Here is a 23,347-nt window from a genome sequence, read left to right as displayed (position 1 = left end):
GAGACGAAAGCGATAAAGACCTGCCTTCCACGACCTTTAGCACCAAGGTCTGTTATTGCTCTGAAAGCAGCCTTGCTTCTGATCTATCACTTAAATCAGTCTGGTAGCATGGGCACCGCTATTTATCGGGGGGAATTGGCAAAAATATTTACGCCCTCATAATGGCAAAATGCTGAAGCGCCTGTCAGCCAGTCCGCGGCAAACATACGCGAAAGCACGTGCCCTTCCCCAGTTCGCTCTTCACCTCTATTCGCCCATTGTGCTTTTTAACGATCCCATAGGATAAGGACAGGCCCAGGCCTGTGCCCATGCCAACTGATTTGGTGGTAAAAAACGGATCGAAGATTTTTCCAAGCTGTTCGGGCTTGATGCCCTTGCCGGTGTCCTCCACCTCAACCCAAACATTTTGCTCGTCATACGCGGTACGAATCGTAATTCGGCCGTGATCCTCGATGGCTTGCACGGCGTTGATCAAAAGGTTCATAAACACTTGGTTGAGCTGGGACGCGATGCAGTTAATCTCGGGGATTCCGCCGTATTCCTTGACGACGTCGGCCTTGTACTTAATCTCGTTCCACACCACGTTAAGCGTACTGTCAAGACCGGCCTCAAGATTCGCCGATTGCTGTTCCAGTTCGCCGACGTGAGAGAAATCCTTCAGATCCTTAACGATGCGCCGCACTCGCTGCAGGCCGTCGAGGGATTCCGCGAGAAGATCGCCAATATCTTCGCGTAGATAGCCGATATTGATTTCCTGCTTCAGATGCGTGATATTTTGCAAGGCCTCATTTACCAACGACCCTTCAATCCGTTCGTAAGCCGCCAGCAGTGCCAGCATGCCATCGACATACTCTTGCAAGGTGCTCAAATTGGAGTTGACGAAGCCAATGGGATTATTGATTTCGTGAGCCACGCCGGCCGCGAGCTGACCAATCGAAGCCATTTTTTCGGATTGCAGCAGTTGCATCTGGGTTTCTTCAAGCTGCCTGATCAGTTCCTCTTGACGCGCCTTCTCGGCCAGCAATTGCGTATTGGCCATTTGCAGGGATTCAGTGCGCTTTCGCACCTGTTCTTCGAGCTCGTCTCGGGAATCGCGCAATGCTTCCTCGGCCCGTTTGCGTTCGGTAATATCGTTAAAGCCGAAGACGCGGCCGATGATGTGCTCGCCTAGATACTGCGGCCGGGATCTACATTCGAAAATCCGGCCATCATTGAGGCTCAGAATATCTTCGGTTTCGCTGTTGCCGACTAGCTCCTGTAGGCGCATACGAAATATTTCCGGCTCGGCAACCAACCCGGCAATAAACTCGAGAATATCCGCTTCCTCCCCCTCCAGCAGCAACTCGTCGGAAATGCCCCACATGCTGCTGAACTGGCGGTTCATGTTGGCAATCTTGCCATGCCAATCGATGACTAGAATGCCATTGCCTGTCGATTCCAACGTCGCCCGCAATTGAGACAATATTTGGGCCAGAGCATCCTCGGCCTTGTGCTCGTTCTGTACATCCCTGGCCTGCACCAGAATCAAAGGGCTTCCTGCGTGATCAATGACTTTGACGGATTTGGTCACCGTCAGCATCGAACCGTCGGCGCATTGGTAAAGTCCGTCCTGGGTCTCGATATCCTGGTATTGGCCGTTACGGACGTCCTCCCAATAAAACACGTCTTGCAATGAACTTTCGATGTTGGTGATCGGCATGGCCAGCAATTCGGCTTCCGAATAGCCCAGCATTTTCTCGACAATCTTGTTGGCAACGATGATCCGCAACTCACCGGGTTCAACCAACAACATCATATACCGGCTGTAATCAAGCATCAGATGTTCGAGGCTTATCATCCGGCTCGCTCCTGCCCAGGCGTATTCGGATCGAAATAGTAATTGACCCGTTTGCGCGGACTGAGATAGTTGTATATCTCCCGCGGGACCTGCGCCGGCCTGATCGCCTTTGCGATATTCGCATCCGCTTCGCACGCCGTGTCCACCAGAATCGCGTCATCCCTGGGAATATCCGCGTCGTAAATCAGCACCAGCGGTTTCATCGGCTTGGCGGTATTGACGGTGACGACCATGCCGATCACGCCATTGGAAAACTGCACGATGGTGCCGGGCGGATAAACGCCAAGACAACGGATGAAGACCTGGAGCAGTTTCTGATCGAATTTGTTGCGCAACTTGGCGAACATGGTCGACAGCGCCTCGTGGGGCGTCAGCGCATCGTTAATATTCACCGGATTGCATAATTCATCGTAGTGGTTGGCAATGACAACAATCCGGGAAAGCAAACCGATAGCCTCACCCTTTAGTTTATTAGGGTAGCCAGTCCCATCGAACCATTCGTGGTGTTCGCGGATGATGGTCACCACGGCCGGCGCCAATCCCAGCCGCTGGCCAATATCCGCGCCGTACTGGCAATGCATTTCAAACAAATGCCGCTCAGCCTCATTAAGCGGCTCCTTTTTCATCAGAATTTTTGTCGGAATTTCCTTATGGCCAATATCGTGAAACAGCGCGCCTATACCCAGGCTGCCGACCAGTTCTTGCGGAAGCTGGATGTCGCGAGCCATCATCAGGGACAGCATGGTGACGTTCAAAGAGTGGTAATACATTTCCTCGGCACCCGCTTTGCCGATCATGACATGTATAGCAAGTTCCGGTGCGCAAAGCAGCGAGTCGACAATTTGGTCCACCAATTGCCCAGCCTTGCGCACGGTTTCCGCCGGCATGGTAAACAGGCTTTTCTCAATGCCGTGTATCGTTTTAGCGGTATCGATAAAGGCATTTTCAATCCGCGCCGCCACCTCGCGCTGCTGCTGGATCCGCTCGACCAGCGCCAGTTTGGCTGCCAACGCCGGCGAAATATCCGGCTTGGCGGCAACCTGTGGTTGCTCTACCTGCTGTGTTTTTTTAGGCAGCGGATGGACATCGCTGAGGGCCGGATCGTAACGAATCGATTTCAGCCCAAGACCCTGCAGGGTCTTGATCTGCGCCTCGTTTTTAATCTTGAAATGGCTGAACGAGAATGGGTGATCAAACCACTTGAGATTGAGGTGGATATACAACCCGACCCGCAGCTGATCCATGGTGATGTTGAGGTCATCTTGCATAGGGATTGGCAGTTCGATCAACTTTTGTCAGATGGAAAAATGTCGAATTCATACCGTCTCTACTCATACGCCGCCCCAGACCACTCCCGGTTTTGCGATCATCTTCATACGGAAGACGCCGCTTCAGTGAAGTTTGACCGGAAGCGTAGGGGAAATAAGGAAAATAAGCAAACCAGTGGTCAAATCCAGTTGGACCCTATGCCAATCAAAAGCTTGGGAACTGAATAGCAACTCATTCTCCTCATACCCCCTTAGCAATTGAGCCATGTGTTTCCCTCCTTCTGCATCCGGACGATGATCCATTAGAAGTTAGCTAAGAGTGCCGGTGCTTGCGTTGGCAATTACCTGAAGGTGTTTAGCTTAGCGAGATCTTTTATCCCGTTCCAGTTCCAAATATTTATGCCGCAAATCGACATAATTGCCGCCTATCCATTGCCAAAATGTCGCCGCCGCTTCCGGGTCAGTGCTGATTAACTTCACGGCTATCGCGCCGTTGCTGCTGATGTCGGTAATCTGTGCGTCAATATCAATGCTGGCTTTGGTTTTGACGACGCGCCTGTCGGTATCGACCCGAAAAGTCACCGGTTCGCCCACTTGAAACAAGATGTCGCGTTTTAAGCCGCCCAAAAACTTCAGGCTATACTCCGAAACCGATTGAAACGGCAACACGAACTCTGCATGCCAACGAAACGGCGGACACTGGATAGGTCCGGCGTTCTTGGGAAAATGCACGGTATAGCCGTCATCGACTTTGGCTTTAACCACCCCCCGGGTATAAATTTCGTGGCAATTGGTCAGTACCGCATCGCCCGGCTCCAGACCGTATTTTGCAGCGTGTGCAGTCAGGCTGTTGAAAGCCAAGACAAGTCCCAAAACGATTGTTTTCATGCTGCTCTCCTGATTATTATTGTTTACTTTCATCCCTAAACTTACGGCTCGGCCAACCGGATACTGGAGATCAAATTCCTCCCCCAGCTTGGCGGGTGTACCCTCAGTCTGTATCCGCCACCAAGCGTTGTCAATATGTTGCCTACAATGCAGCTCAGCAGCAGGCGGACAACCCAATCCCTTCTTTATCGCGGTTGCGGTGTGCTGGGTTGATATGGACCCAGCAGACTACGTACCAAGGTATTGGTTTCGTCTATATCCACAGTGATCATATGCCCGGTGTTAGTGCCTAGATAGGGCTGCATTGCTGCTGCCATATACGGGAACACCAGACGTAAGTCGTTACTGGAACCGTTACTTTGTACGCTGGTTTTCCATAACTGTTTGCGTTGCTGCTGTTGCAAATAGGCTTCTTTATCGCAGGCTTCCAACACCAGATAGCGCCGGAACGTCGTGTAGGATTCGGTGCGTTGCGAATAGCCGCCGTAACCCCAACCAAAACCGGGATAATAGCCATTGTAAAATCGGGACATGCGGTACGGATAGTAATAACCCATGTCGTTCCACAATGGTACTTCGTAGCTATACTGGTGGACTTCCGGCGCACCGACCCCGTAACTCAAGAACATCACCAAGTTGCTGTCCTGCAGACTGTTGGCCTTGCTGTAACCGCGGTTAGCCAGGACTTTTTCGATATAGGTTTTAAACTCGATAAACTGCAAATCCTGTTCGTTTGCACCGGCATTCCCCGGCAATACCACGAATCGCATATTGCTTTGCGGAGCGCTAACGGCGACTAACGAATCGATTTCCGTGCGGAATTGCAGAGGACGCGGTGTAGTGCTACAAGCCGCCAATAATGCAGTCATTAATAAAACCAACAATCGATAACTTACGCCTATGAATTTATTGCTGTGCATGGTCACTCCCTGTTTCGTTCGTTGAAGCATTCTCTTGCCATAAGCTTTGCGTGCGTTGCTGCAAGCGAATATCGGCAAGTACCTTTTTATCGTGCAATTCCGCCTGGTGGGCTAATTGTTCCGAGAGCTGCTGACTTTCCGCAAGCCTTTGCCTAGCCTGCTGGGTTTCCTGGGCCAGCAACTCCGCTTCCAGACGCATGGCCTTTAATTCGTTTTCGTGGCGTAGCTGTTCGGCATACAAACGCTTCTCAAGTTCCAACTGCTGAGTAAGCTGATCTTGTTTGTCTTCCAACAAGCGCCGCTGTTTTTCGGCTTCCTGAGCCTGCATCAGTAATTCCAGCTCGGATATGCGGCGCAAATGTTCCAGTTGCAGGCGTTTTTCGTGTATTTCCTCTTCCTCCTGCAACCGCTGCTGCCGGGAGAGTTCGCGGGTGCGTTCTTCATTCAATTCAAAAGTCTTTTTCAACACGTTCAGATAAACGCTATCTCGCCCCAACTGCACGTTCGGAAATTCGTTAAAGCTGGCAGTGAGACTACACAGCGCTTGCGATTGAATATGCTGTTGCATTAATACTTGGTTAATAGCCAGCGCAATGCGTTTCTCGGTGTCAATTAGACCGGTTTGAATCCAGTTGCCATCAGACAGCTTTTGCAACTCAAGATTGACCACATCGTCGATAATGTCGGCATACAACTGCTTGATGTGTTGGTTAATCGTGGGCAGCATTTCGCTGTTTTTCAGCACGTAAGCCAATGTGGCCTGAAAGCGCAAATCCAGCGCCAAGTCTACAGTGCAAAAATCGTCGAACATACTCACCTGGCGCCGGTATTGCCAGGTTTCTATCGTCAGTGGGTGGATATGATGATAAAAGCGTTTGACGAATTTCTTTGGCCGCAAAAAGAGTTTTTTATACGGCCCAAGTTTTAGCTGCACCACTTGCCGGTCGGCGTCAAAACCAGCGATCCATTGCTCCGCTGAATCGGCCAGCGACTCTTCAAATAAATCGCCGCCAGCCAGCCAGACTTCTAATTCGGTGCCGGGGCTATTCATGGCTAACACTACCGGCTGCGGCAGCGGCTTTTTGTTTAAGCGCGGCGATTTTGTCGGACATTTTTTCGGCAATCAGCGGGTAAAGATTCGGCGCAAACTCCACGGTTCTATCATCGACTTTACGCAAGAAACCGCGGCTGAGCAGCAAGCCGACCACGAACATCCGCGACCAATCCGAGTAACGGCGGGCTTTTTCCAAGTCGGATTTTTCGATGACCATTTCCAGTTCGTCGTTCTCGTTGATCCGAAACTCGGTGAATTGTCGCAGGCATTCAAACACCAGTTCTTCTTCCTGGATCGTCAACGGTCCCGGTGCGGTAAACTCCAAACGGTAAGACAATAACACCGTAAAAAAATCCACCATTGCCGCGCAGGCAAATGCAAACCAGGAAAACCCGCGCCACATCGCAAACGAGGGTTTAACTTCCTCAACAAACTGTTTATAGGTCATCAGCAAGGGTGCATCGGGTAAAGACATACCCATGCTGCTGGCAAGTTGGTTCACCCCAAGCTGTATATCCTGATAATTTTTTAAGAATTGTGTATAGGTGGCTTCCTTGTCGTTGGTTACATCCAGCTGATTCAAATTGCTTTGCAGCAGCCGGATATTGCTGTCCAAGGCCTGAAAAGCTTGTTCCTGCTGTTGTAAGGCCTGCTTTTTTTCCTGATATATCTGATTGTAATGGCGCCAGAACGGCCCCTCGCCTACCTGATTTTTATAGCCGGGGCCGATTTCATTATGCGTGCCGAAATAGGCTTGGCGGGCATCCAGCGAGGCTTTTTCCAGATCCTGTTTTTGTTGGTGCAGCATCTGGCTTTTAACTTGCAGAATACTGTCCAGATAATTTTTGGTTTGCTGTCTTAACTCGTTCAGCCTATTGATATGCAGCGTTTCCTGCTCGGATATTTCGTAAAACTTGAAATAGGAAAAAGTCACTGAAGCAGCAATCGCCACCGCCAAAGACGCCACCACGGTAAAGTAGCGCATCCTGTTGGCCTTCCAATGAATGCCGGCCATTTCCAAAGAACAGATAACGATGATGGATTGAATGGCGACGGTAATCACCAACGCAATCCAGGGCGTGATGAAATGCGATAAACCGTAATAGGTCGTAAAGCCGGAGGACAGGCTGAGCATTAGGACGATGGGTATCGTCCAGATACGCAACATGCTGACAAACAGGGTCTGAATGCGGTTAATAAAATAACCGAGTCCGGTAGAACGGATTTTGATGCTGGGATTTGTCATTATTATTTTTTGCTCCAGCAGAATGCGGGATAAAACGGCGTCAGCTCATACTTAAAAGCGCTCGCCGGTGTCATGAACAATGGCCACCACGGTTTTCTCCACGCCCATCAATGCGGTGCGCGCACCGCCCGAGATGACCGAAGTTTCGACTAGCTCCACCGCCAAATCAAAATCCGAAGCTTACGGTTTTTGATCATGTCGGCAACCCTGGACATAGCGCCCAGGACTGCCTGACGATTTGCTGGACCTTGACAAAAGCGCCCTATTTAGCAAGCGCCCCGCTTTCTCCGCGACTTGAATCATAGCCAGACCGATTCAGTCCATAACCGAGCCGCTGGGGTTTTGCGATGCCACCTTTGCCAGCACAGTCGCGGAGTTTTCCAACACGACTTTATGTAATTTCACTACCGGGGTATTGCCGATCAATTGCATTACATCGCTGGCGATAGGCATTGAGCTACCCCTATTATTTCTCGATTTTAAACGCTAAAAACACCGGGCTGCCATTACGTTGTACCAAAAGTGCTATCGATTTTTCAACCGGTAATTTCGCGACGATAGCGTTAAACTCGGCGGCATCACGCACCACATTATTTTGAATGCGCAAAATAATATCCCCTGGCTGAATGCCGGCGTCCATTGCTATGCCTTTGTTAACTTTTTGTACTATTACGCCGTTTTTCTCAACCTGCGATTGCTGGCGTTGCTCGGTGGTTAAATCGGCAACAGCCAATCCCAGCCGATTCACAGCGACTTCAGGCGCAGCGGCGGGCGCGTTTGCCAAAGAGGACGGTTGCGCAGGCAACAAGCCAATTTTCACGCTAAGATCCTGCTTATCACCCTGGCGAATAATTTTAACCTTGGCTTTTTCGTCGATAGGCGTCATACCCACTCTAGGCGGCAATTCACCGGACGTTTCGATGACTTGGCCGTTAAACTCAACAATAATGTCGCCAATTTGAATCCCGGCTTTTTCGGCGGGTCCGCCGGGTATCACTTTTGAGACCAAGGCACCGTGCGGCCGGTCCATACCAAACGACTCCGCCAACTGCCGGGTTACATCCTGGATTTGTACACCCAACCAGCCCCGCGAGACTTTACCTTTACTTTTAATTTGGTCGACTACGTTCATCGCCACATCGATAGGTATGGCAAACGATAAGCCCATATAGCCACCGGAACGGCTGTAGATTTGCGAGTTTATTCCGACCACCTTGCCTTGCATATTGAATAAGGGGCCACCTGAATTGCCCGGATTGATGGCAACGTCGGTTTGAATGAAAGGCACATAATTGCCATCCGGCAGGCTCCGTCCCTTGGCGCTGACAATACCGGCGGTAACCGATTGATCGAAACCGAACGGGGTACCAATCGCCAACACCCACTCACCTACTTGCAATTGCTCCGGCGAACCGACTTCCACTACCGGCAGGTCCTTAGCTTCTACTTTTAATAGGGCCACGTCGGTGCTTTCGTCGGAGCCGATCAGCTTGGCAATCAACTCCCGGCGATCTTTCAATTTAACGACAATCTCGGAGGCGTTGTTCACCACATGGTGGTTGGTCAAGACATATCCGTCTTTGGAAATCACAAACCCTGAGCCCAAGGAGTTGGTTTCTCGTGGTGAATTACCTCCACGCCCAGGGCCCTGGAAAAACCGCCGAAAAAACTCTTCCATTTCCGGCGGCATATCCTCAGGCATTTGCTGTTGATCGACGCCCGCTTGCGGATCTGCAGCCTTTTGGGTCGTGCTGATATTGACCACCGCATCCCCATTGGTTTTAACCATTTCGGTAAAATCGGGCAATTGCGCATAGCTTGCATCAATCGCCGTTAAAAATATCAAAACTCCATAAAACAGCTTATTAAGCATGTAATCTCCACTCATACATTTGATTTGTTACAAAAATGACACGCTAACGTAGCGCTATGCCGTCAGCAATTAGCTCGACTGTTTTGGCGGGTACTTCACCCAATACGGTGAATTGGGTATCGCCAATCACCTTACTGAACGAATTGACAGAACCCAGGCTATGCAAACCATTCATACCTTGCGATTCTTTGGCTTCCAGATACACCGACACGGTAGAGAAACCGTCGCTAATCAATAAGTGATCTACGGCTTTCTGAGATTGCTGGATGGAATTGCGAATAAAAAATACCGGCTCAAACCCAGACGGCCAATTCTTCAATACGAATGTGGCGTTTTCAAACGGTTCAGCTTGAGCGGTGTGGATATGTTTGACATGAAAGCTGTTGTCGTCGACATTGCCGGTGTGGGGCTCGGCTAAGGAATCGGTCATTAAATCGGTGAAAACTACTTGCTCCACGATACTGCCGTCCAAATTGTAAACTTCGACTTTCAGCGGCAAAAAATGTTGGGTATCCACCCAGATTTTTCTCGGGTAGCGCAGCGCATCGGTAGGCTCGACACTGACGATTTGCGTCGGCAACATCGCAATGGATTCCTGACCCGACAAAACTAATTGATAATTTTTTTCCAGGTTAGCGGTGTTCTGCGGCAAATTGACGATAAACGAGCTATCCAACGGATGATGATTCACCACTTTTTGACTGGTTTCCTTAAATGTACAAGTCACTTCGTTGGATTTACGTGTCACTTCCCGCATCGGCGAATTCAAAGACGCCAAGCGCTCCTGTTCTACGCCGTTTTCAACACTATGCTGATATTTCATCGTATCGAGCTGACCGTTTTTCATGAAGATCACGGTACCCCGGTAGTTGAGGGTTTTCATCGCCCGGTTCATATTATCCAGCCATTGTCGGGCCGTAACTTGATCCTTATCGGCAAAAGCGCTTTGACAAACAACGCACAGCAAAAAAGCTTTTAAAACTCTCACGCGCTTATTCCTGCCGATAGCCCACCACCCGTGCGTAGGGTTGTCCCGCTTGCACGCTATTGACATACATCGCGTTGTCATGGGCTTCCAGATAATCCTTGAATCGAGCATGCATTTCCTCGGCTGATACGTCTTTACCCTGAGCCACCATCTCGACCGAACCGAGCGGGTTGTGCATTTGTTTATCCACTTTACTGCTGACCCACACGACGGCCAGTGCTACCGACGCGGCAATCGCCAACGCCGCTTTTTGCCAATTTACCGCCGACTTTTTTTGGGGTAAAAAGTAGGTAGGTTCCTGCCTAATCTGTTCGTGAATCTTGTCCACAAAATCGCTGGTAACGTGAGAATATTCGCCAGTCTTCATGACTTGACTGGCAATTTGATAGCGGCGCAACTTGTCTTTCAGCAAACCGTCGTTCTGCAAAGTTTTTAATAGCGACAGTGCTTGCTGACTATCCAGTTCGTCGTCTATCAGTTGAGAAAGTTTTTCGTTAAGTTGTTCTTGCATCGATACACCTTTAGTCGAGCAATGGGTTTAATTTTTGGTCTATGGCTTCGCGAGCCCTAAAAATCCGCGAGCGTACCGTCCCGATGGGGCAATCCATTGCTTCCGCAATTTCTTCGTAACTCATCCCTTCAAACTCCCTGAGCGTAATTGCAATCCGCATCTCTTCTGGTAACCTCTCAATAGCTGATTTAATGACCGCCACAATTTGTTCGTTCATCAACAAATTTTCCGGCGTTTCTATATCTTTTAGTTGTGGCGCGTTTTCTACTTGTTCGGCATCTTGAACATCGATTTCGTAGTCAAAATGACGGCGCGAACGCGACAACAAATAGTTTTTGGCGGTGTTAATCGCTATACGATACAACCAAGTGTAAAAGGCGCTGTCACCGCGAAAATCTCCCAAAGCCCGGTAAGCCTTGATAAAGGTATCCTGCGCCACATCTTGAGCTTCGCTCGGATCCTTGACGTACCGGTTCACCAAGTGGACGATCTTGTGCTGGTATTTGATCACCAAAAGATCGAAGGCGGATTTATCGCCTTGCTGCACGCGGCGCACCAACTCTTGATCCAGATCTTCGGTATTCGTTTCTTGTTCGTTCACTGCGCTATTTTGGTATTGAAGTGGACAGAATTAAACCTCATTAGTTCTGGCAACACAAAAAAAATTACCGCAGGATTAAAACCAGATATTATTCGAAAACGCTAAAACTATTCATCCGGCCGCAAAGTTGACCACACTGACAGCAAACCAACCTAACAATACCGCTGATTCCTATTATGACATCCTTATCGCCGGCAGCGGTGGCGCCGGACTGAGTCTTGCGTTGCATCTTGCCGACACCTATAAGGTGGCAGTGCTCGCCAAATTCGCACTGACCGAATGCAGCACTTATTACGCCCAAGGCGGCATCTCTGCGGTATTTGACGAAGAATACGATTCGATAGAATCGCATATCGAAGACACCTTGATCGCCGGCGCCGGCTTATGCGATCCGGAGATCGTCAGACTCACCGTCGCGCAGGGCCGGCAAAGCATCGAATGGCTACGTCAACAAGGTGTGAATTTTACCGAAGAGCGTAACGCCGACGGCGCCAAACAATTGCATTTAAACCGCGAAGGCGGCCATTCGCATCGCCGAATCGTGCATACTGACGACGCCACCGGCAAAGCCGTCTCGCTGTCGTTGATCGAGCGAGCCCAGGCGCACCCGAACATCACCCTACTGGAATACCACAATGTCGTCGAACTGATCACCGCCACCAAGTTGGGGGCAAGCGAACAACGCATATGCGGCGCCTATGTGTTGGACAGCAAATCAGGCAGCATCAAATCGATAGCCGCGAAAGTAGTCGTGCTGGCGACCGGCGGTGCCAACAAGGTGTATCTGTATTCGACCAATCCGCACATTTCCAGCGGCGACGGGATTGCATTGGCCTGGCGGGCCGGGTGCCGGATAAGCAATATGGAATTCATGCAATTTCATCCTACTTGTCTGTATCACCCCACCGCGCGTTCTTTTTTAATTAGCGAAGCGGTGCGCGGCGAAGGCGCACATTTGATCCTGCCCGACGGCGAGCGCTTCATGCGCCGTTACGACGAGCGCATGGAACTGGCGCCGCGCGACATCGTCGCCCGCGCCATCGATAGCGAAATCAAGAAACACGGTATCGAATGCGTGTATTTGGACATCAGCCACAAATCGCGTGAATTTATCCAGAAGCACTTCCCCACTATTTATATGCAATGCCTGGAACTGGATATAGACATCAGCCAGCAACCGATCCCTGTGGTACCAGCAGCGCATTACACCTGCGGCGGCGTATTGACCGATGCCAACGCCCGCACCGACATCCCCGGCCTATATGCCATCGGCGAAGTTGCCTGCACCGGGCTGCACGGCGCTAACCGCATGGCCAGTAACTCTTTGCTGGAATGCTTGGTGTTTGCCGAACAAGCCAACCAAGACATACGGCGCCTATTTGCTGATTTGCCGGAACCGTTGCCGCTGCCGGACTGGGACGAATCCAAAGTCGGGGACTCGGATGAGGAAGTGGTAATCGCTCACAATTGGGATGAATTACGCCGTTTCATGTGGGATTACGTCGGCATCGTTCGCACCAATAAACGCCTGGAACGCGCCATGAACCGCCTGGTGTTGCTGAAAGACGAAATCGCCGAATACTACGGCCAATTCCGCATCACCAGCGATTTGTTGGAACTGCGCAATTTGGTCATCGTCGCCGAGTTGATTATCCGTTGCGCGCAACAGCGCAAGGAAAGCCGGGGCTTGCATTACACAAAAGATTATCCGGATCTGGACCACAGTCAGCCGCCGCAAAACACCGTATTGACACCGGAAAAACCCGCTCAAAAAGTTCATTGATTGTCGCCATCGAACCCACCATGCCCCCCCTCTAGACCGGGAGAGGGGTTTTTGGTGACTGCCAAGAGTACTTCATCACGCATAATCCACCATTGCCTGCCATTCTTCTTCAACCTGCGGACTGACATATTTCTGACATATTCGCTCACTAGAATCCCCCGCCATACTCCTTTTTCCAGGACACTGAGCGATGATCGATGCTGAACGCATTCTGCAAGAAACCTATCCCGACTTTAAATTTGGCAAAGACAATAAGCTGGTCGTACAAGCTTTAAAAAAACTGATCCACGAAGACGATTTCAACGACGTTATCCGTAAAAACCAACATCTACGCGGCTTCGCGTTTCTCGACAAACTACTGAATTATTTCAAGTTTAATTATCAAGTCAGCAACGATTGTTACAACAATATCCCCTCCGAAGGTCGCTTGCTGATCGTCGCCAATCACCCGATCGGCACATTGGATGGCTTAGCCCTGGTGAAATTGATTCGATCAGTAAGACCCGACGTGCGCATCGTCGCCAACCGGGTCTTGTCGCACATGGAGCCTTTGCAATCAATCTTCCTCCCGGTTGATGTGTTATCCGAGAAGAAAAAACTGAAAGACGTCTATAAAGTGATGCTGGATGCGCTGGAGCATGAAGAAGCGATCATTTTCTTTCCGGCCGGCGAAGTCTCGCGCATCACCCCTAAAGGCATCCGCGACGGTGCCTGGCAATCCGGTTTTATCAAGCTGGCCCGCAGGGCGCAATGTCCAATCCTGCCGATCTTTATCAAAGCCAAAAACTCCGCCTTGTTTTATAGCGCCTCGACACTATACAAACCGCTGGGCACGATGCTGCTAGTCAAGGAGATGTTCAACAAAAAGGGCCAGGAAATTAAATTCATGGTCGGCGCACCCGTACCTTACCAAGTTATTGCCGATAGCGAGGAAAGCAACAAACAGCTTAGTCAACGCTTTCGCAAGCACGTGCAAAACCTGGGCAGGAAAAACAAACCGGCGCTATTCGAAACCGTCGCTACCGTAGTGCATCCTTCCGACACCAAAGCGGTGAAGAAGGCCTTGTACCAATCGCGTCTGCTTGGCGAAACTCGCGACGGCAAAAAGATCTTTTTATACCAGTTTCAAGACGATTGCCCGGTGATGCGGGAGATCGCCCGCTTGCGCGAGCTAACCTTCAGAACCGTCGAGGAAGGCACGGGCCTGGCTTTGGATCTGGACAAATTCGATATTTACTACAGCCATATCGTGCTGTGGGACGACAACGATCTGGAAATCGTCGGCGCGTATCGAGTCGGCGAAGGCTCGGCGATTATGACCAGCCACGGCGTGGACGGCTTTTATACGCAAACCCTGTTCGATTTGCATAGCGAATTTGAAGCTTATCTGCCCTACAGCATTGAATTGGGCCGCAGCTTTGTCCAACCGCGTTATTGGGGGCAACACAGCCTGGATTACCTTTGGTACGGCATCGGCGCGTATTTGCGCGAACGGCCGGACATCAAATACCTATTCGGTCCGGTTAGTATCAGCAACGCCTATCCACAGGCCGCCAAAGAACTGATTATCGGTTTTTATCAACAACAATTTGCCTCCGATTTACAGCACACCAAAGCCAGAACACCGTTCGTGATTTCGCAACAAGGCAAGGCATTTGCCGCCACCGAATTCAGCGCCGACTACTCCACCAGTTTCAAAATACTGAATAGCGAACTAAAAAAACTGGGCGTCAAAGTCCCTACGCTTTATAAACAATACGTGGAATTATGCGTCGATAAAGGCTGCCATTTCGTCGCCTTCAATATCGACCCGGACTTTAACAATTGTATCGACGGCCTGATCATGGTGGAGGTCGATAAAATCGCACCCAAGAAAAGACAGCGCTACATTGAAAAATCACTGGCCGGGTAGATTGGCGCGAATTCATGGAAAATCGTTCATTCCCGGAACTGGATCAGCTGGAAGCACTGATCCGGCAATTCGGCGACCGCGCCCATTGCGAGATCGTCGAGCAAATAAGCTACAAAGACACGCAATTTCCCATCCATTGCCTCAGCCTGGGCTCAAACAGCCAGGACGTCCCGGTATTGGCTTTTTTCGGCGGCGTGCATGGACTGGAGAAAATCGGCTCGGAAGTCATATTGGCCTACTTGCAAACCATCCTGCAATTATTGGATTGGGATCAAGAATTTAACGCTCGTTTGCAGCATTCGCGACTGGTATTTGTGCCCATCGTCAACCCGGTAGGCGTCTATCGGGGAACCCGTTGCAACGGCCATGGCGTGGATTTGATGCGCAATTCGCCTATCGAAAGTATCGGCAATACCCGACTATACAGCGGCCAGCGTTTCAGCGCCAAACTGCCCTGGTATCGCGGCGATGAATCGAAAATGGAAAAGGAAGCCCAAGCCCTATGCCGGGTGGTGCATAAACATCTATTCGACGCGCCCTTGTCGATTGCTATCGATCTACATTCGGGGTTTGGGATACACGATAGATTATGGTTTCCCTATGCGTCCTGCCAGACCCCGTTTCCGGGGATTGCCGAAGTATATGGCTTAAAACAATTGTTTGATCGCTGCTACCCGCATCATTTTTATAAAATAGAGCCCATGAGCCAGGAATACGTCATCAGCGGCGATTTATGGGATTATCTATATGACGACTTTATCGACCGGCACGGTAGACAGCGCGTGTTTCTGCCGTTGACGCTGGAGATGGGCTCTTGGCTGTGGCTGCGCAAAAGCCCGACGCATTTGTTTCAACGTCACGGCTTGTTTCACCCATTGTTGCCGCATCGCCAACAGCGCATCATGCGTCGGCATCTGACCTTATTCGATTTCTTGTATCGCAGCCTGCTCTATCCGCAAAAATGGGCGACATTGACCAGCCAACAGCAAGAACATAATCGGCAACAAGCGATGGATTTCTGGTATGCCTGAAACAGTAGCCGGGCAACATTGGTTATTACTGCGTGGTCTATGCCGAGAGGCTGCACATTGGGGAAATTTTCCGGATATGTTGCAACAGGCTTTTCCGCGATCAACCGTCAGTACTATCGATTTGCCGGGCACCGGCCGGTATTACCAAGAACCTAGCCCGGACAGCATCGAAGCGATAACGGCACAAGTCCGCGGCCAGGCTTTAGACTATGGCTTGCTGGCAAAGCCGGTAACGTTACTCGCACTATCGCTCGGCGGCATGGTAGCCTGGGAGTGGTTACAGCGCTATCCGCACGACATCGCCGCTGCCGCCCTGGTCAACACCAGCTTTGCAGGCTTAAGCCCGTTTTATCGGCGCATGCGTTGGCAGAGTTATCCGCAGTTTTTTCAGTTATTACTGGAAAGGGATTTGTATCACAGGGAACTGGCAATTCTTCAGCTGGTTAGTAACCGGCAAAATATCTACGCGGAAACGGCCAAGGCCTGGACCGCCATACAGCAAGTTCGGCCTATCAGCCTCGCTAATGGAATCAGACAGCTAAAAGCAGCGGCACGCTATCGGCCTAGTCAGAAAAAACCCGAGACACCGTTGCTGATATTGAACGGCCGGGGCGACCGATTAGTCGCACCGGCTTGTTCCGACGCCATTCATAGTAAATGGCAAATCGACATCTTCAAGCACCCGTGGGCGGGCCATGATCTATGTTTGGACGATGGAGCCTGGGTAGCAAACCGTTTAAAAGACTGGATAAACCAGAGTACGGTTTAAATCCGAAGATTATTTAATTTCGAACTCGGCTTTATTGCGACCTGAGGCCAGTAGTTCCTGCATCCATTTGGGTGCCAATCCACGGCCAGACCAAGTTAAGGACGCATCGTTAGGACTACGGTATCTAGCTGCAACTTTGCCGGTTTTTCTTTCGGATTTTTTTTCGCCGTCTTGAATATCGACCGTTACACCGATAGAAGCCGCTAATTCCTTAATTTGCGCAATAACTTCCTTACGTTTACTGGATTGTCTTTCTTTTAATGCTTTTTCGGCATTATCAATAACAGCCTGTAATTCGGCTTCGGATAGTTTATTAAAGTCAGTCATATTTTCCTCGTTAATCAAAAAACGCAAGCAATTCTATCACCCGGCGTTTATAAATAAAACTATTATTCAGGGTTAACTGAAAAATTGACCTCGGAATATACCTTACCTTTCTTATCCATCAACTGTACTTGCCATTCGCCTTTATCTTTGGCAGACAAGATTTTACTAGACCATACCTTGGTTATTTTATCTTTCATATCCAATTGTTTTTGATGCACGATTTGACCGTTACGCGACCATCGATGAAACAAAGATCTACCCTTCATGTTTTTTATCTCACTAAAATAAAAAACTTCCTGGGATTGGTTAGGAATAACTCTCAGCGGCGACTTAATCGGTTCGCCGGGCTCATCATCCTTCGGTTCGGTATTTAAAGAGGCCCTGATAACCTTGCGGTCCAATATAATCGCCGCCGGCTTTTTAACACTGTCTATTTTTTTAACACTTTCTGAGTTAGCTGATGCCTGCTGTACTATCGCCGGCACTGGCTTTTCCAATAGCGCAGGCTCCTGCCGTTCAACCATTTCAACATCCGGTGTATTTAATTTTTGAACTTTTTCCGTGGTATCGATCTGAGTATCGGTATCTTCATCGCCGCCACCAAACCATGAAAATAATACTATTAGCATCAAAACTAACACCAGAACCGCAACCAGTATCCTGCGAATATGCCAAACCGTTACCGTTTGCGGCTCCGCGTTTATGCTTGGGTGTTTCCTATCATAATTAATTTTGATAACTACTTTATTATCAGCCATGTTTTTTCCCGATATTGAATCAACCATATGAAACTGGAATGACTTGATGCACTAGCCCGTTACAACACATTGTCCTTGGTAATATAACATTTTAGTTCTAACATAATCGGCTGAACTTGCCGAAAACCTGGATGTTTGCATGAGTAGCCTGCTTAAACAATTTGAAGAGTCCTCCTCATTGTACGGAGGCAACGCCCATTTCATCGAGTACTTGTACGAACAGTACTTGAGCAATCCGGAATCCATCAGCCCGAGCTGGCGACAGCGCTTCGACCACATTCGCAGTGGCGCCACCGAAGACACGCCGCACAGCGTGATTGTGGAACGCTTCGAAAAATTGGCGATTGCAGAACCAGGCAGACTGGCCAGAATGCAGGGCTTTACCGAGCAAAGCGTCAAGAAGCAATCAGCGGTAGCCCGTTTGATCAATCATTACCGGGTCAAGGGCCACCAGATAGCTTCCAACAACCCGCTTGGCCAATCGCAAAGCATTCCAGCCGACTTAGAACCCATATATTATGGTTTGACGGATGCGGACATGAGCACACTGTTCGACACCGGCGGTTTGTGCGGCGTTGATCGCTTGCCCTTAAAAGCCATTATTCAAACGCTTAACGAGATTTACTGCGGCAGCATCGGCAGCGAATACATGCACATCGTCGATGACGAGAAGAAGCGTTGGATCAAGGATAAACTGGAAGGCGCAAAACCGGATTTCAGCAGCCACCCGGAAAAACGCCAATGGCTTTTAAAGTTGCTGATCGCGGCCGAAGGCTTGGAGCGCTTCCTGCACCGCAAATATGTCGGCCAAAAACGCTTTTCGCTGGAAGGTGGTGAGTCTTTGATTCCGATACTGGACGAATTAATCCAACGCGCCGGCGAACACAAAGGCAAGGAAATCGTCATCGGCATGGCCCACCGCGGCCGGTTGAACGTACTCATTAATATATTGGGTAAAAGCCCGGCGGTATTGTTCGGCGAATTCGAGGGCACTCACACGTCCTCGCCCGGCGTATTGACCGGCGACGTCAAATACCACCAAGGCTTTTCGTCCAATATCGCCACACCGGGTGGCCCGATTCATTTGACGCTGGCCTTCAACCCCTCGCATTTGGAAATCATCAATCCGGTGGTGGAAGGTTCAGTAAAAGCCCGCCAAGATCGCCATGGCCCGGATGGTTTTGACGCAATTTTGCCGATATTAATTCACGGCGACGCCGCGTTTGCCGGCCAGGGTATTGTGATGGAAACCTTGAATATGTCGGAAACGCGGGCGTTTTCAACGGGCGGAACGGTACATATCGTCATTAATAACCAAATCGGCTTTACCACCAGCAACCCGTTCGACGCGCGCTCCACCCTGTATTGCACCGACGTTGCCAACATGATTCAGGCGCCGGTATTTCACGTCAACGGCGACGATCCGGAAGCGGTGATTTTCATCACGCAATTGGCATTGGATTACCGCAATACCTTTCATAAAGATGTGGTTATCGACTTGATTTGCTATCGCCGCCACGGCCACAACGAAGCCGACGAACCGGCGGCTACCCAGCCGATGATGTACAAATCCATCCGCGACCACCAAACGCCGCCGCAAATCTATGCTCAAAAATTAATGGCGGAAGGTGTCGTCACCGAAGACATGGTGCAGAAAATGGAGCAGGATTACCAACAACTGCTCAACGAGGGGCAACCGGTATCACGGCCGATTATCGAAAACAATGTTTACTCATACTCAGCGCGCTGGGTGCCTTATCAAAACAAACATTGGGACACGCCAGCTGATACCTCGATAAGCTTGGAGTATCTCCAATTCTGCAACCAACGCTTGCAAAGCTTGCCGGAGGGTTTTGAGTTGCACCCCAGAGTCGCCAAAGTCATGGATGACCGCAATAAAATGGCGGCCGGCGAAATCCCGATGGATTGGGGTTTCGCAGAAAATTTGGCTTATGCGTCGCTGCTACTGGAAAAATATGACATGCGATTGACCGGCCAGGACATCGGCCGCGGTACTTTCTCGCATCGCCATGCTATTTTGCTGAATCAGGCCAACGGTGAAAACTACATCCCGCTGAAACATTTGAGCGAAAATCAGGGCCGCGCCCAAATCTTTAACTCGCTGCTCTCGGAAGCCGGCGTCTTGGGTTTCGAATACGGCTACAGCTCCACCGAACCCAATAAATTGGTGATCTGGGAAGCGCAATTCGGTGATTTCGCCAACGGCGCGCAAGTGGTCATCGACCAATTCATTTCCTCCGGTGAAACCAAATGGGGCAAACTCAGCGGCTTGGTGATGCTGCTGCCGCACGGTTTTGAAGGCCAAGGCCCGGAACATTCCTCGGCTCGCCTGGAGCGCTATTTACAGTTGTGTGCCGACCACAATATCCAAGTCTGCGTACCCACCACCCCGGCGCAAATTTTTCATTTGCTGCGCCGGCAAATGTTACGCCAATATCGTAAGCCGCTGATCGTCATGAGCCCGAAAAGCCTGCTACGACACAAGCTGGCGGTATCGACACTCAGCGATTTAACCGACGGCGAATTTTTGAACGTGATAGGCGAACAAGACGATATCGATCCCTACCATGTCACACGCATAGTATTGTGCGCCGGCAAAGTCTATTTCGATTTGTTGGAGGCCCGCCGCCTGGATCAGGAGCAACTGCGCCATGTCGCGATTATTCGTATCGAGCAGCTCTACCCGTTTCCGAACGAACAATTCAAACGCGAAATCGACAAATATCCCAATGTCGAACATATTGTCTGGTGTCAGGAAGAGCCTAAAAACCAAGGCGCCTGGTACCAAAGCAAGCACCATTTTTTCGATTTGCTAGACAAGAATATCCCGATCAGTTATGCCGGCCGGGTCGCGTCGGCTTCTCCGGCGGTCGGCAATTACAAAACCCATCTCAATGAACAACGCGCCGTGGTAAACGCCGCGCTCTATGGCAGCAACGAAGGAAATACACATGAGCTTTGAAATACTGGTCCCCAGCCTTCCCGAATCCGTATCCGATGCCACCTTAGTCGCATGGCACAAACAGGCGGGCGAATGGGTAAACGAAGGCGACAATCTGGCTGATCTCGAAACCGACAAAGTCATCCTGGAAGTACCGGCCCCCAAATCCGGAACTCTGCTGGAACTGGTGGTACAAGACGGCGAAACCGTGGTCGGCGGCCAACTACTCGCCAAACTCGACGCCCAGCAAGCCAAACCGGCCCAGGTAACCGAAAAAACCGAAGAAGCCGTGCTTAGCCCTTCCGTTCGCAAACTGGTTGCCGAAAAGGATCTTGATCCGCAAGCCATCGCCGGGTCCGGCAAACATGGCAGGATTCTGAAAACCGATGTCTTGGATTTCTTGAACACGCAAGCGAAAGATGCGCCACCTACTCCAGCCCCCGCGCCACAACCGGCAACGGAAACCCACTCGCCGTTATCCGCCACAGCTGTCGCCAGCTTGAGACCGGAGCAGCGGGTGCCGATGACCCGCTTACGTGCCAAAGTGGCCGAACGCTTGCTGCAAGCCCAGCAAAACGCGGCGATGCTGACCACCTTTAACGAAGTCAATCTCAGTGCTGTCATCGATCTGCGCAATCACTACAAAGATCGTTTCGAAACCAAACACAGCATCAAGCTGGGCTTCATGTCGTTTTTCGTCAAGGCATCGATTGAAGGCTTAAAACGCTTCCCGGCGATTAACGCTTCGATTGACGGCAGCGACATCATTTACCACGGCTACTACGACATCGGCATCGCCGTGACTACACCGCGCGGCCTAATCGTGCCGATTTTGCGCGACGCCGACCAACTGGATTTCGCCGGCATCGAAAAAGGCATACACGATTTCGGCAATAAAGCCCGCAACGGCTCGATCAGTGTCGAAGACCTCAGCGGCGGCACCTTTACCATCACCAACGGCGGCATCTTCGGTTCCATGTTGTCCACGCCCATCCTGAATCCACCGCAATGCGCGATTTTAGGCATGCACGCCATCAAGGACCGGCCGGTCGTGGAAAACGGCGAAATCGTGATCAGGCCTATCATGTACCTGGCCTTGTCCTACGACCATCGTTTGGTGGACGGCAAGGAAGCGGTGCAATTTTTGGGTATCATCAAAGAGTGTCTGGAAGCGCCGGCACATTTATTACTAAATATCTAAGATACTGATCTATCACTCCCGCGCGAGCGGGAGTCCAACCTCCAGCCAACATCAATTTCATGCGCTACACCATTATTCCGGTCACCGCCTATCAACAAAACTGCACCTTACTGGTCTGCGAACAAACCAATAAAGCCGCTCTGGTCGACCCTGGCGGCGACCTTGATGTATTGCTGAAGGAAGTCAAAAAGCGAGGCGTGGAGCTGGAATCGATTCTGGTCACCCACGGCCATCTCGACCATGTTGGCGGCGTGGCGGAGTTGGCGGAAAAACTCTCGTTGCCGATCATCGGCCCGCAAATTGAAGATAACTTCTGGATCGAGGCCTTGGCGCAGCAATGCCGGATGTTCGGTTTTCCTGAATCGGTGAGTTTTACCCCACAGCGTTGGCTGAACGACGGCGATACGGTTAAGGTGGGTAATGAAGTGTTACTGGTAATTCATTGCCCCGGACACACACCTGGCCATGTGGTGTTTTTCAGCGAGGCACAGCGTCTGGCTCTGGTTGGCGATGTGTTGTTCAAAGGCTCGATAGGTCGCACCGACTTTCCAAAAGGCGACCATCAAACTTTGATCGACTCGATTGAATTAAAACTCTGGCCCTTAGGAGAGGACGTGAAATTCATCCCCGGTCACGGGCCGATGTCGACGTTTGGTGCGGAAATGCGCAGCAATCCGTTTGTTGGAGCCTACCGCTAACCGAAAAAAACCAGCCCAAGGACAGGTTAAAACGGAGGAACTAGCATTCTGGGTAAATAGCTGCCAGCGGATTTTATTGACAACGGTAGAAGGCTAGAGGCGATAGCCGAAACCCATCGCATCAGTTTGAGGATACTTGATGGGTTTCGCTTCGCTCTACCCATCCTAAACATTGCAATGCCTCAACCCTGTTTTAGCGGTACGCCATCCAAGCCACTCGGCCGGGGCCCTGGCACCAAATCGCTCAAAACCGCCTTGTCCAAAGTCTGTAAAAACTGCTCGACAGCGCCGCCTAACAATCCTATCAGCCCGCACCCTTTCTCCAGCGCACAACTACCCTGCTTTTTGGGATTAAAACATTCGGCCATCTGGAAGTGCCCCTCCACTTCCCTTACCACATTGCCGACACTGATCTCCCGCGCCGGCCGCGACAAACAAATGCCGCCCCCTTTACCGCGTACCGTCAGCACAAAACCTTTTACGCCGAGTTTGTGTACCACCTTGACCAAGTGGTTTCTGGAGATGCCGAAAAAATCGGCTAATTCAGTAATTGTTACCCGTTTTTCAGTGTTGATAGCCAGATAAATCAGTACGCGCAGCGCGTAATCGGTATGTGCAGTCAATTGCATGTCGGTGAATTTGGTAAAAGCCGTATTTGAAATAAATGTTAATGACGCTTACACTTGCCGGAAAGTTGCATTTTAAACGCATGTTATAAAA

21 protein-coding genes are annotated in these 23,347 nt (G+C 50.5%); 7 read left to right on the top strand and 14 right to left on the bottom strand.

From position 1 onward, the window contains the following. Nucleotides 1-184: 184 nt before the first annotated feature. From ACR02O_RS11905 to rpoE, 11 genes are all read right to left on the bottom strand, one after another. Nucleotides 185-1,837: an ATP-binding protein gene (locus ACR02O_RS11905; RefSeq protein ID WP_033156600.1), complete on the bottom strand. Its 1,653-nt coding sequence runs from the start codon at nucleotides 1,835-1,837 to the stop codon at nucleotides 185-187. Then, complete coding sequence (locus tag ACR02O_RS11900) at nucleotides 1,834-3,105, bottom strand: cyclic di-GMP phosphodiesterase (RefSeq protein WP_494521696.1); 1,272 nt, start codon at nucleotides 3,103-3,105, stop codon at nucleotides 1,834-1,836. Before ACR02O_RS11900 ends, ACR02O_RS11905 begins: the two co-directional genes overlap by 4 nt. A 360-nt stretch (nucleotides 3,106-3,465) precedes the next feature. Next, a complete protein-coding gene (locus tag ACR02O_RS11895; RefSeq protein ID WP_225893085.1) occupies nucleotides 3,466-3,993 on the bottom strand; it encodes a hypothetical protein in 528 nt (175 codons plus the stop codon). Between the two features lie 185 nt (nucleotides 3,994-4,178). Next, the gene (locus tag ACR02O_RS11890) at nucleotides 4,179-4,913 is read right to left on the bottom strand and encodes a hypothetical protein (RefSeq protein WP_033156604.1); all 735 of its coding nucleotides are present in this window, start codon (nucleotides 4,911-4,913) and stop codon (nucleotides 4,179-4,181) included. Then, on the bottom strand, nucleotides 4,900-5,964 hold the full coding sequence (locus ACR02O_RS11885; protein ID WP_033156605.1) for a hypothetical protein: 1,065 nt from the start codon (nucleotides 5,962-5,964) through the stop codon (nucleotides 4,900-4,902). Before ACR02O_RS11885 ends, ACR02O_RS11890 begins: the two co-directional genes overlap by 14 nt. Continuing rightward, a complete protein-coding gene (locus tag ACR02O_RS11880; protein WP_033156606.1) occupies nucleotides 5,957-7,213 on the bottom strand; it encodes a hypothetical protein in 1,257 nt (418 codons plus the stop codon). Before ACR02O_RS11880 ends, ACR02O_RS11885 begins: the two co-directional genes overlap by 8 nt. Nucleotides 7,214-7,528: 315 nt before the next feature. After that, nucleotides 7,529-7,666 carry a hypothetical protein gene (locus tag ACR02O_RS11875; protein WP_165385947.1) on the bottom strand — a complete coding sequence of 46 codons (138 nt, stop codon included), beginning with the start codon at nucleotides 7,664-7,666 and terminating at the stop codon, nucleotides 7,529-7,531. 13 nt (nucleotides 7,667-7,679) lie between these two features. After that, nucleotides 7,680-9,086, bottom strand: a complete 1,407-nt coding sequence (locus ACR02O_RS11870) for a DegQ family serine endoprotease (protein ID WP_494521695.1) — start codon at nucleotides 9,084-9,086, stop codon at nucleotides 7,680-7,682. 43 nt (nucleotides 9,087-9,129) lie between these two features. After that, on the bottom strand, nucleotides 9,130-10,074 hold the full coding sequence (locus ACR02O_RS11865) for a MucB/RseB C-terminal domain-containing protein (RefSeq protein ID WP_494521694.1): 945 nt from the start codon (nucleotides 10,072-10,074) through the stop codon (nucleotides 9,130-9,132). Between the two features lie 4 nt (nucleotides 10,075-10,078). Next, nucleotides 10,079-10,585 (bottom strand): sigma-E factor negative regulatory protein, encoded by a 507-nt coding sequence (locus tag ACR02O_RS11860; protein WP_458137247.1) that lies wholly within the window; start codon nucleotides 10,583-10,585, stop codon nucleotides 10,079-10,081. A gap of 10 nt (nucleotides 10,586-10,595) precedes the next feature. After that, nucleotides 10,596-11,186: an RNA polymerase sigma factor RpoE gene (rpoE, locus tag ACR02O_RS11855; RefSeq protein WP_192395959.1), complete on the bottom strand. Its 591-nt coding sequence runs from the start codon at nucleotides 11,184-11,186 to the stop codon at nucleotides 10,596-10,598. A 127-nt stretch (nucleotides 11,187-11,313) separates the two neighbouring features. On the opposite strand from rpoE, the gene nadB reads away from it, so the two are divergent. From nadB to ACR02O_RS11835, 4 genes are all read left to right on the top strand, one after another. Then, nucleotides 11,314-12,969 (top strand): L-aspartate oxidase, encoded by a 1,656-nt coding sequence (nadB, locus tag ACR02O_RS11850; RefSeq protein WP_494521693.1) that lies wholly within the window; start codon nucleotides 11,314-11,316, stop codon nucleotides 12,967-12,969. 190 nt (nucleotides 12,970-13,159) lie between these two features. After that, nucleotides 13,160-14,881, top strand: a complete 1,722-nt coding sequence (gene olsF, locus ACR02O_RS11845) for a bifunctional ornithine lipid synthase OlsF (protein ID WP_494521692.1) — start codon at nucleotides 13,160-13,162, stop codon at nucleotides 14,879-14,881. Nucleotides 14,882-14,895: 14 nt separating this feature from the next. Further along, a complete protein-coding gene (locus tag ACR02O_RS11840; RefSeq protein ID WP_494521691.1) occupies nucleotides 14,896-15,912 on the top strand; it encodes a M14 family zinc carboxypeptidase in 1,017 nt (338 codons plus the stop codon). After that, a complete protein-coding gene (locus ACR02O_RS11835) occupies nucleotides 15,905-16,681 on the top strand; it encodes an alpha/beta fold hydrolase (protein ID WP_494521690.1) in 777 nt (258 codons plus the stop codon). The genes ACR02O_RS11840 and ACR02O_RS11835 overlap by 8 nt, the downstream gene beginning before the upstream one ends. A 9-nt stretch (nucleotides 16,682-16,690) precedes the next feature. Here the strand turns inward: ACR02O_RS11835 and ACR02O_RS11830 are convergent, their stop codons facing one another. Continuing rightward, nucleotides 16,691-17,008 (bottom strand): H-NS histone family protein, encoded by a 318-nt coding sequence (locus ACR02O_RS11830; RefSeq protein ID WP_033156614.1) that lies wholly within the window; start codon nucleotides 17,006-17,008, stop codon nucleotides 16,691-16,693. Between the two features lie 62 nt (nucleotides 17,009-17,070). Next, nucleotides 17,071-17,766, bottom strand: a complete 696-nt coding sequence (locus ACR02O_RS11825) for a DUF2914 domain-containing protein (protein WP_494521689.1) — start codon at nucleotides 17,764-17,766, stop codon at nucleotides 17,071-17,073. Between the two features lie 139 nt (nucleotides 17,767-17,905). On the opposite strand from ACR02O_RS11825, the gene ACR02O_RS11820 reads away from it, so the two are divergent. From ACR02O_RS11820 to ACR02O_RS11810, 3 genes are read left to right on the top strand one after another with little or no spacing between them, the layout of a single operon-like run. Further along, nucleotides 17,906-20,749 carry a 2-oxoglutarate dehydrogenase E1 component gene (locus ACR02O_RS11820; RefSeq protein ID WP_205450461.1) on the top strand — a complete coding sequence of 948 codons (2,844 nt, stop codon included), beginning with the start codon at nucleotides 17,906-17,908 and terminating at the stop codon, nucleotides 20,747-20,749. Next, nucleotides 20,739-21,929, top strand: a complete 1,191-nt coding sequence (gene odhB / locus ACR02O_RS11815) for a 2-oxoglutarate dehydrogenase complex dihydrolipoyllysine-residue succinyltransferase (RefSeq protein ID WP_494521688.1) — start codon at nucleotides 20,739-20,741, stop codon at nucleotides 21,927-21,929. Before ACR02O_RS11820 ends, odhB begins: the two co-directional genes overlap by 11 nt. Nucleotides 21,930-21,988: 59 nt before the next feature. Beyond that, nucleotides 21,989-22,627, top strand: coding sequence for an MBL fold metallo-hydrolase (locus tag ACR02O_RS11810; protein WP_494521687.1), 639 nt, complete (start codon nucleotides 21,989-21,991; stop codon nucleotides 22,625-22,627). A gap of 182 nt (nucleotides 22,628-22,809) precedes the next feature. Here the strand turns inward: ACR02O_RS11810 and ACR02O_RS11805 are convergent, their stop codons facing one another. Beyond that, a complete protein-coding gene (locus tag ACR02O_RS11805; protein ID WP_033156619.1) occupies nucleotides 22,810-23,256 on the bottom strand; it encodes an Rrf2 family transcriptional regulator in 447 nt (148 codons plus the stop codon). Nucleotides 23,257-23,347 lie beyond the last annotated feature (91 nt).

This window comes from Methylomonas sp. PHL2-19 (assembly GCF_059331595.1).
Note: the sequence above shows the minus strand (reverse complement) of the source record. Positions and strands in the feature narration are given on the sequence as shown.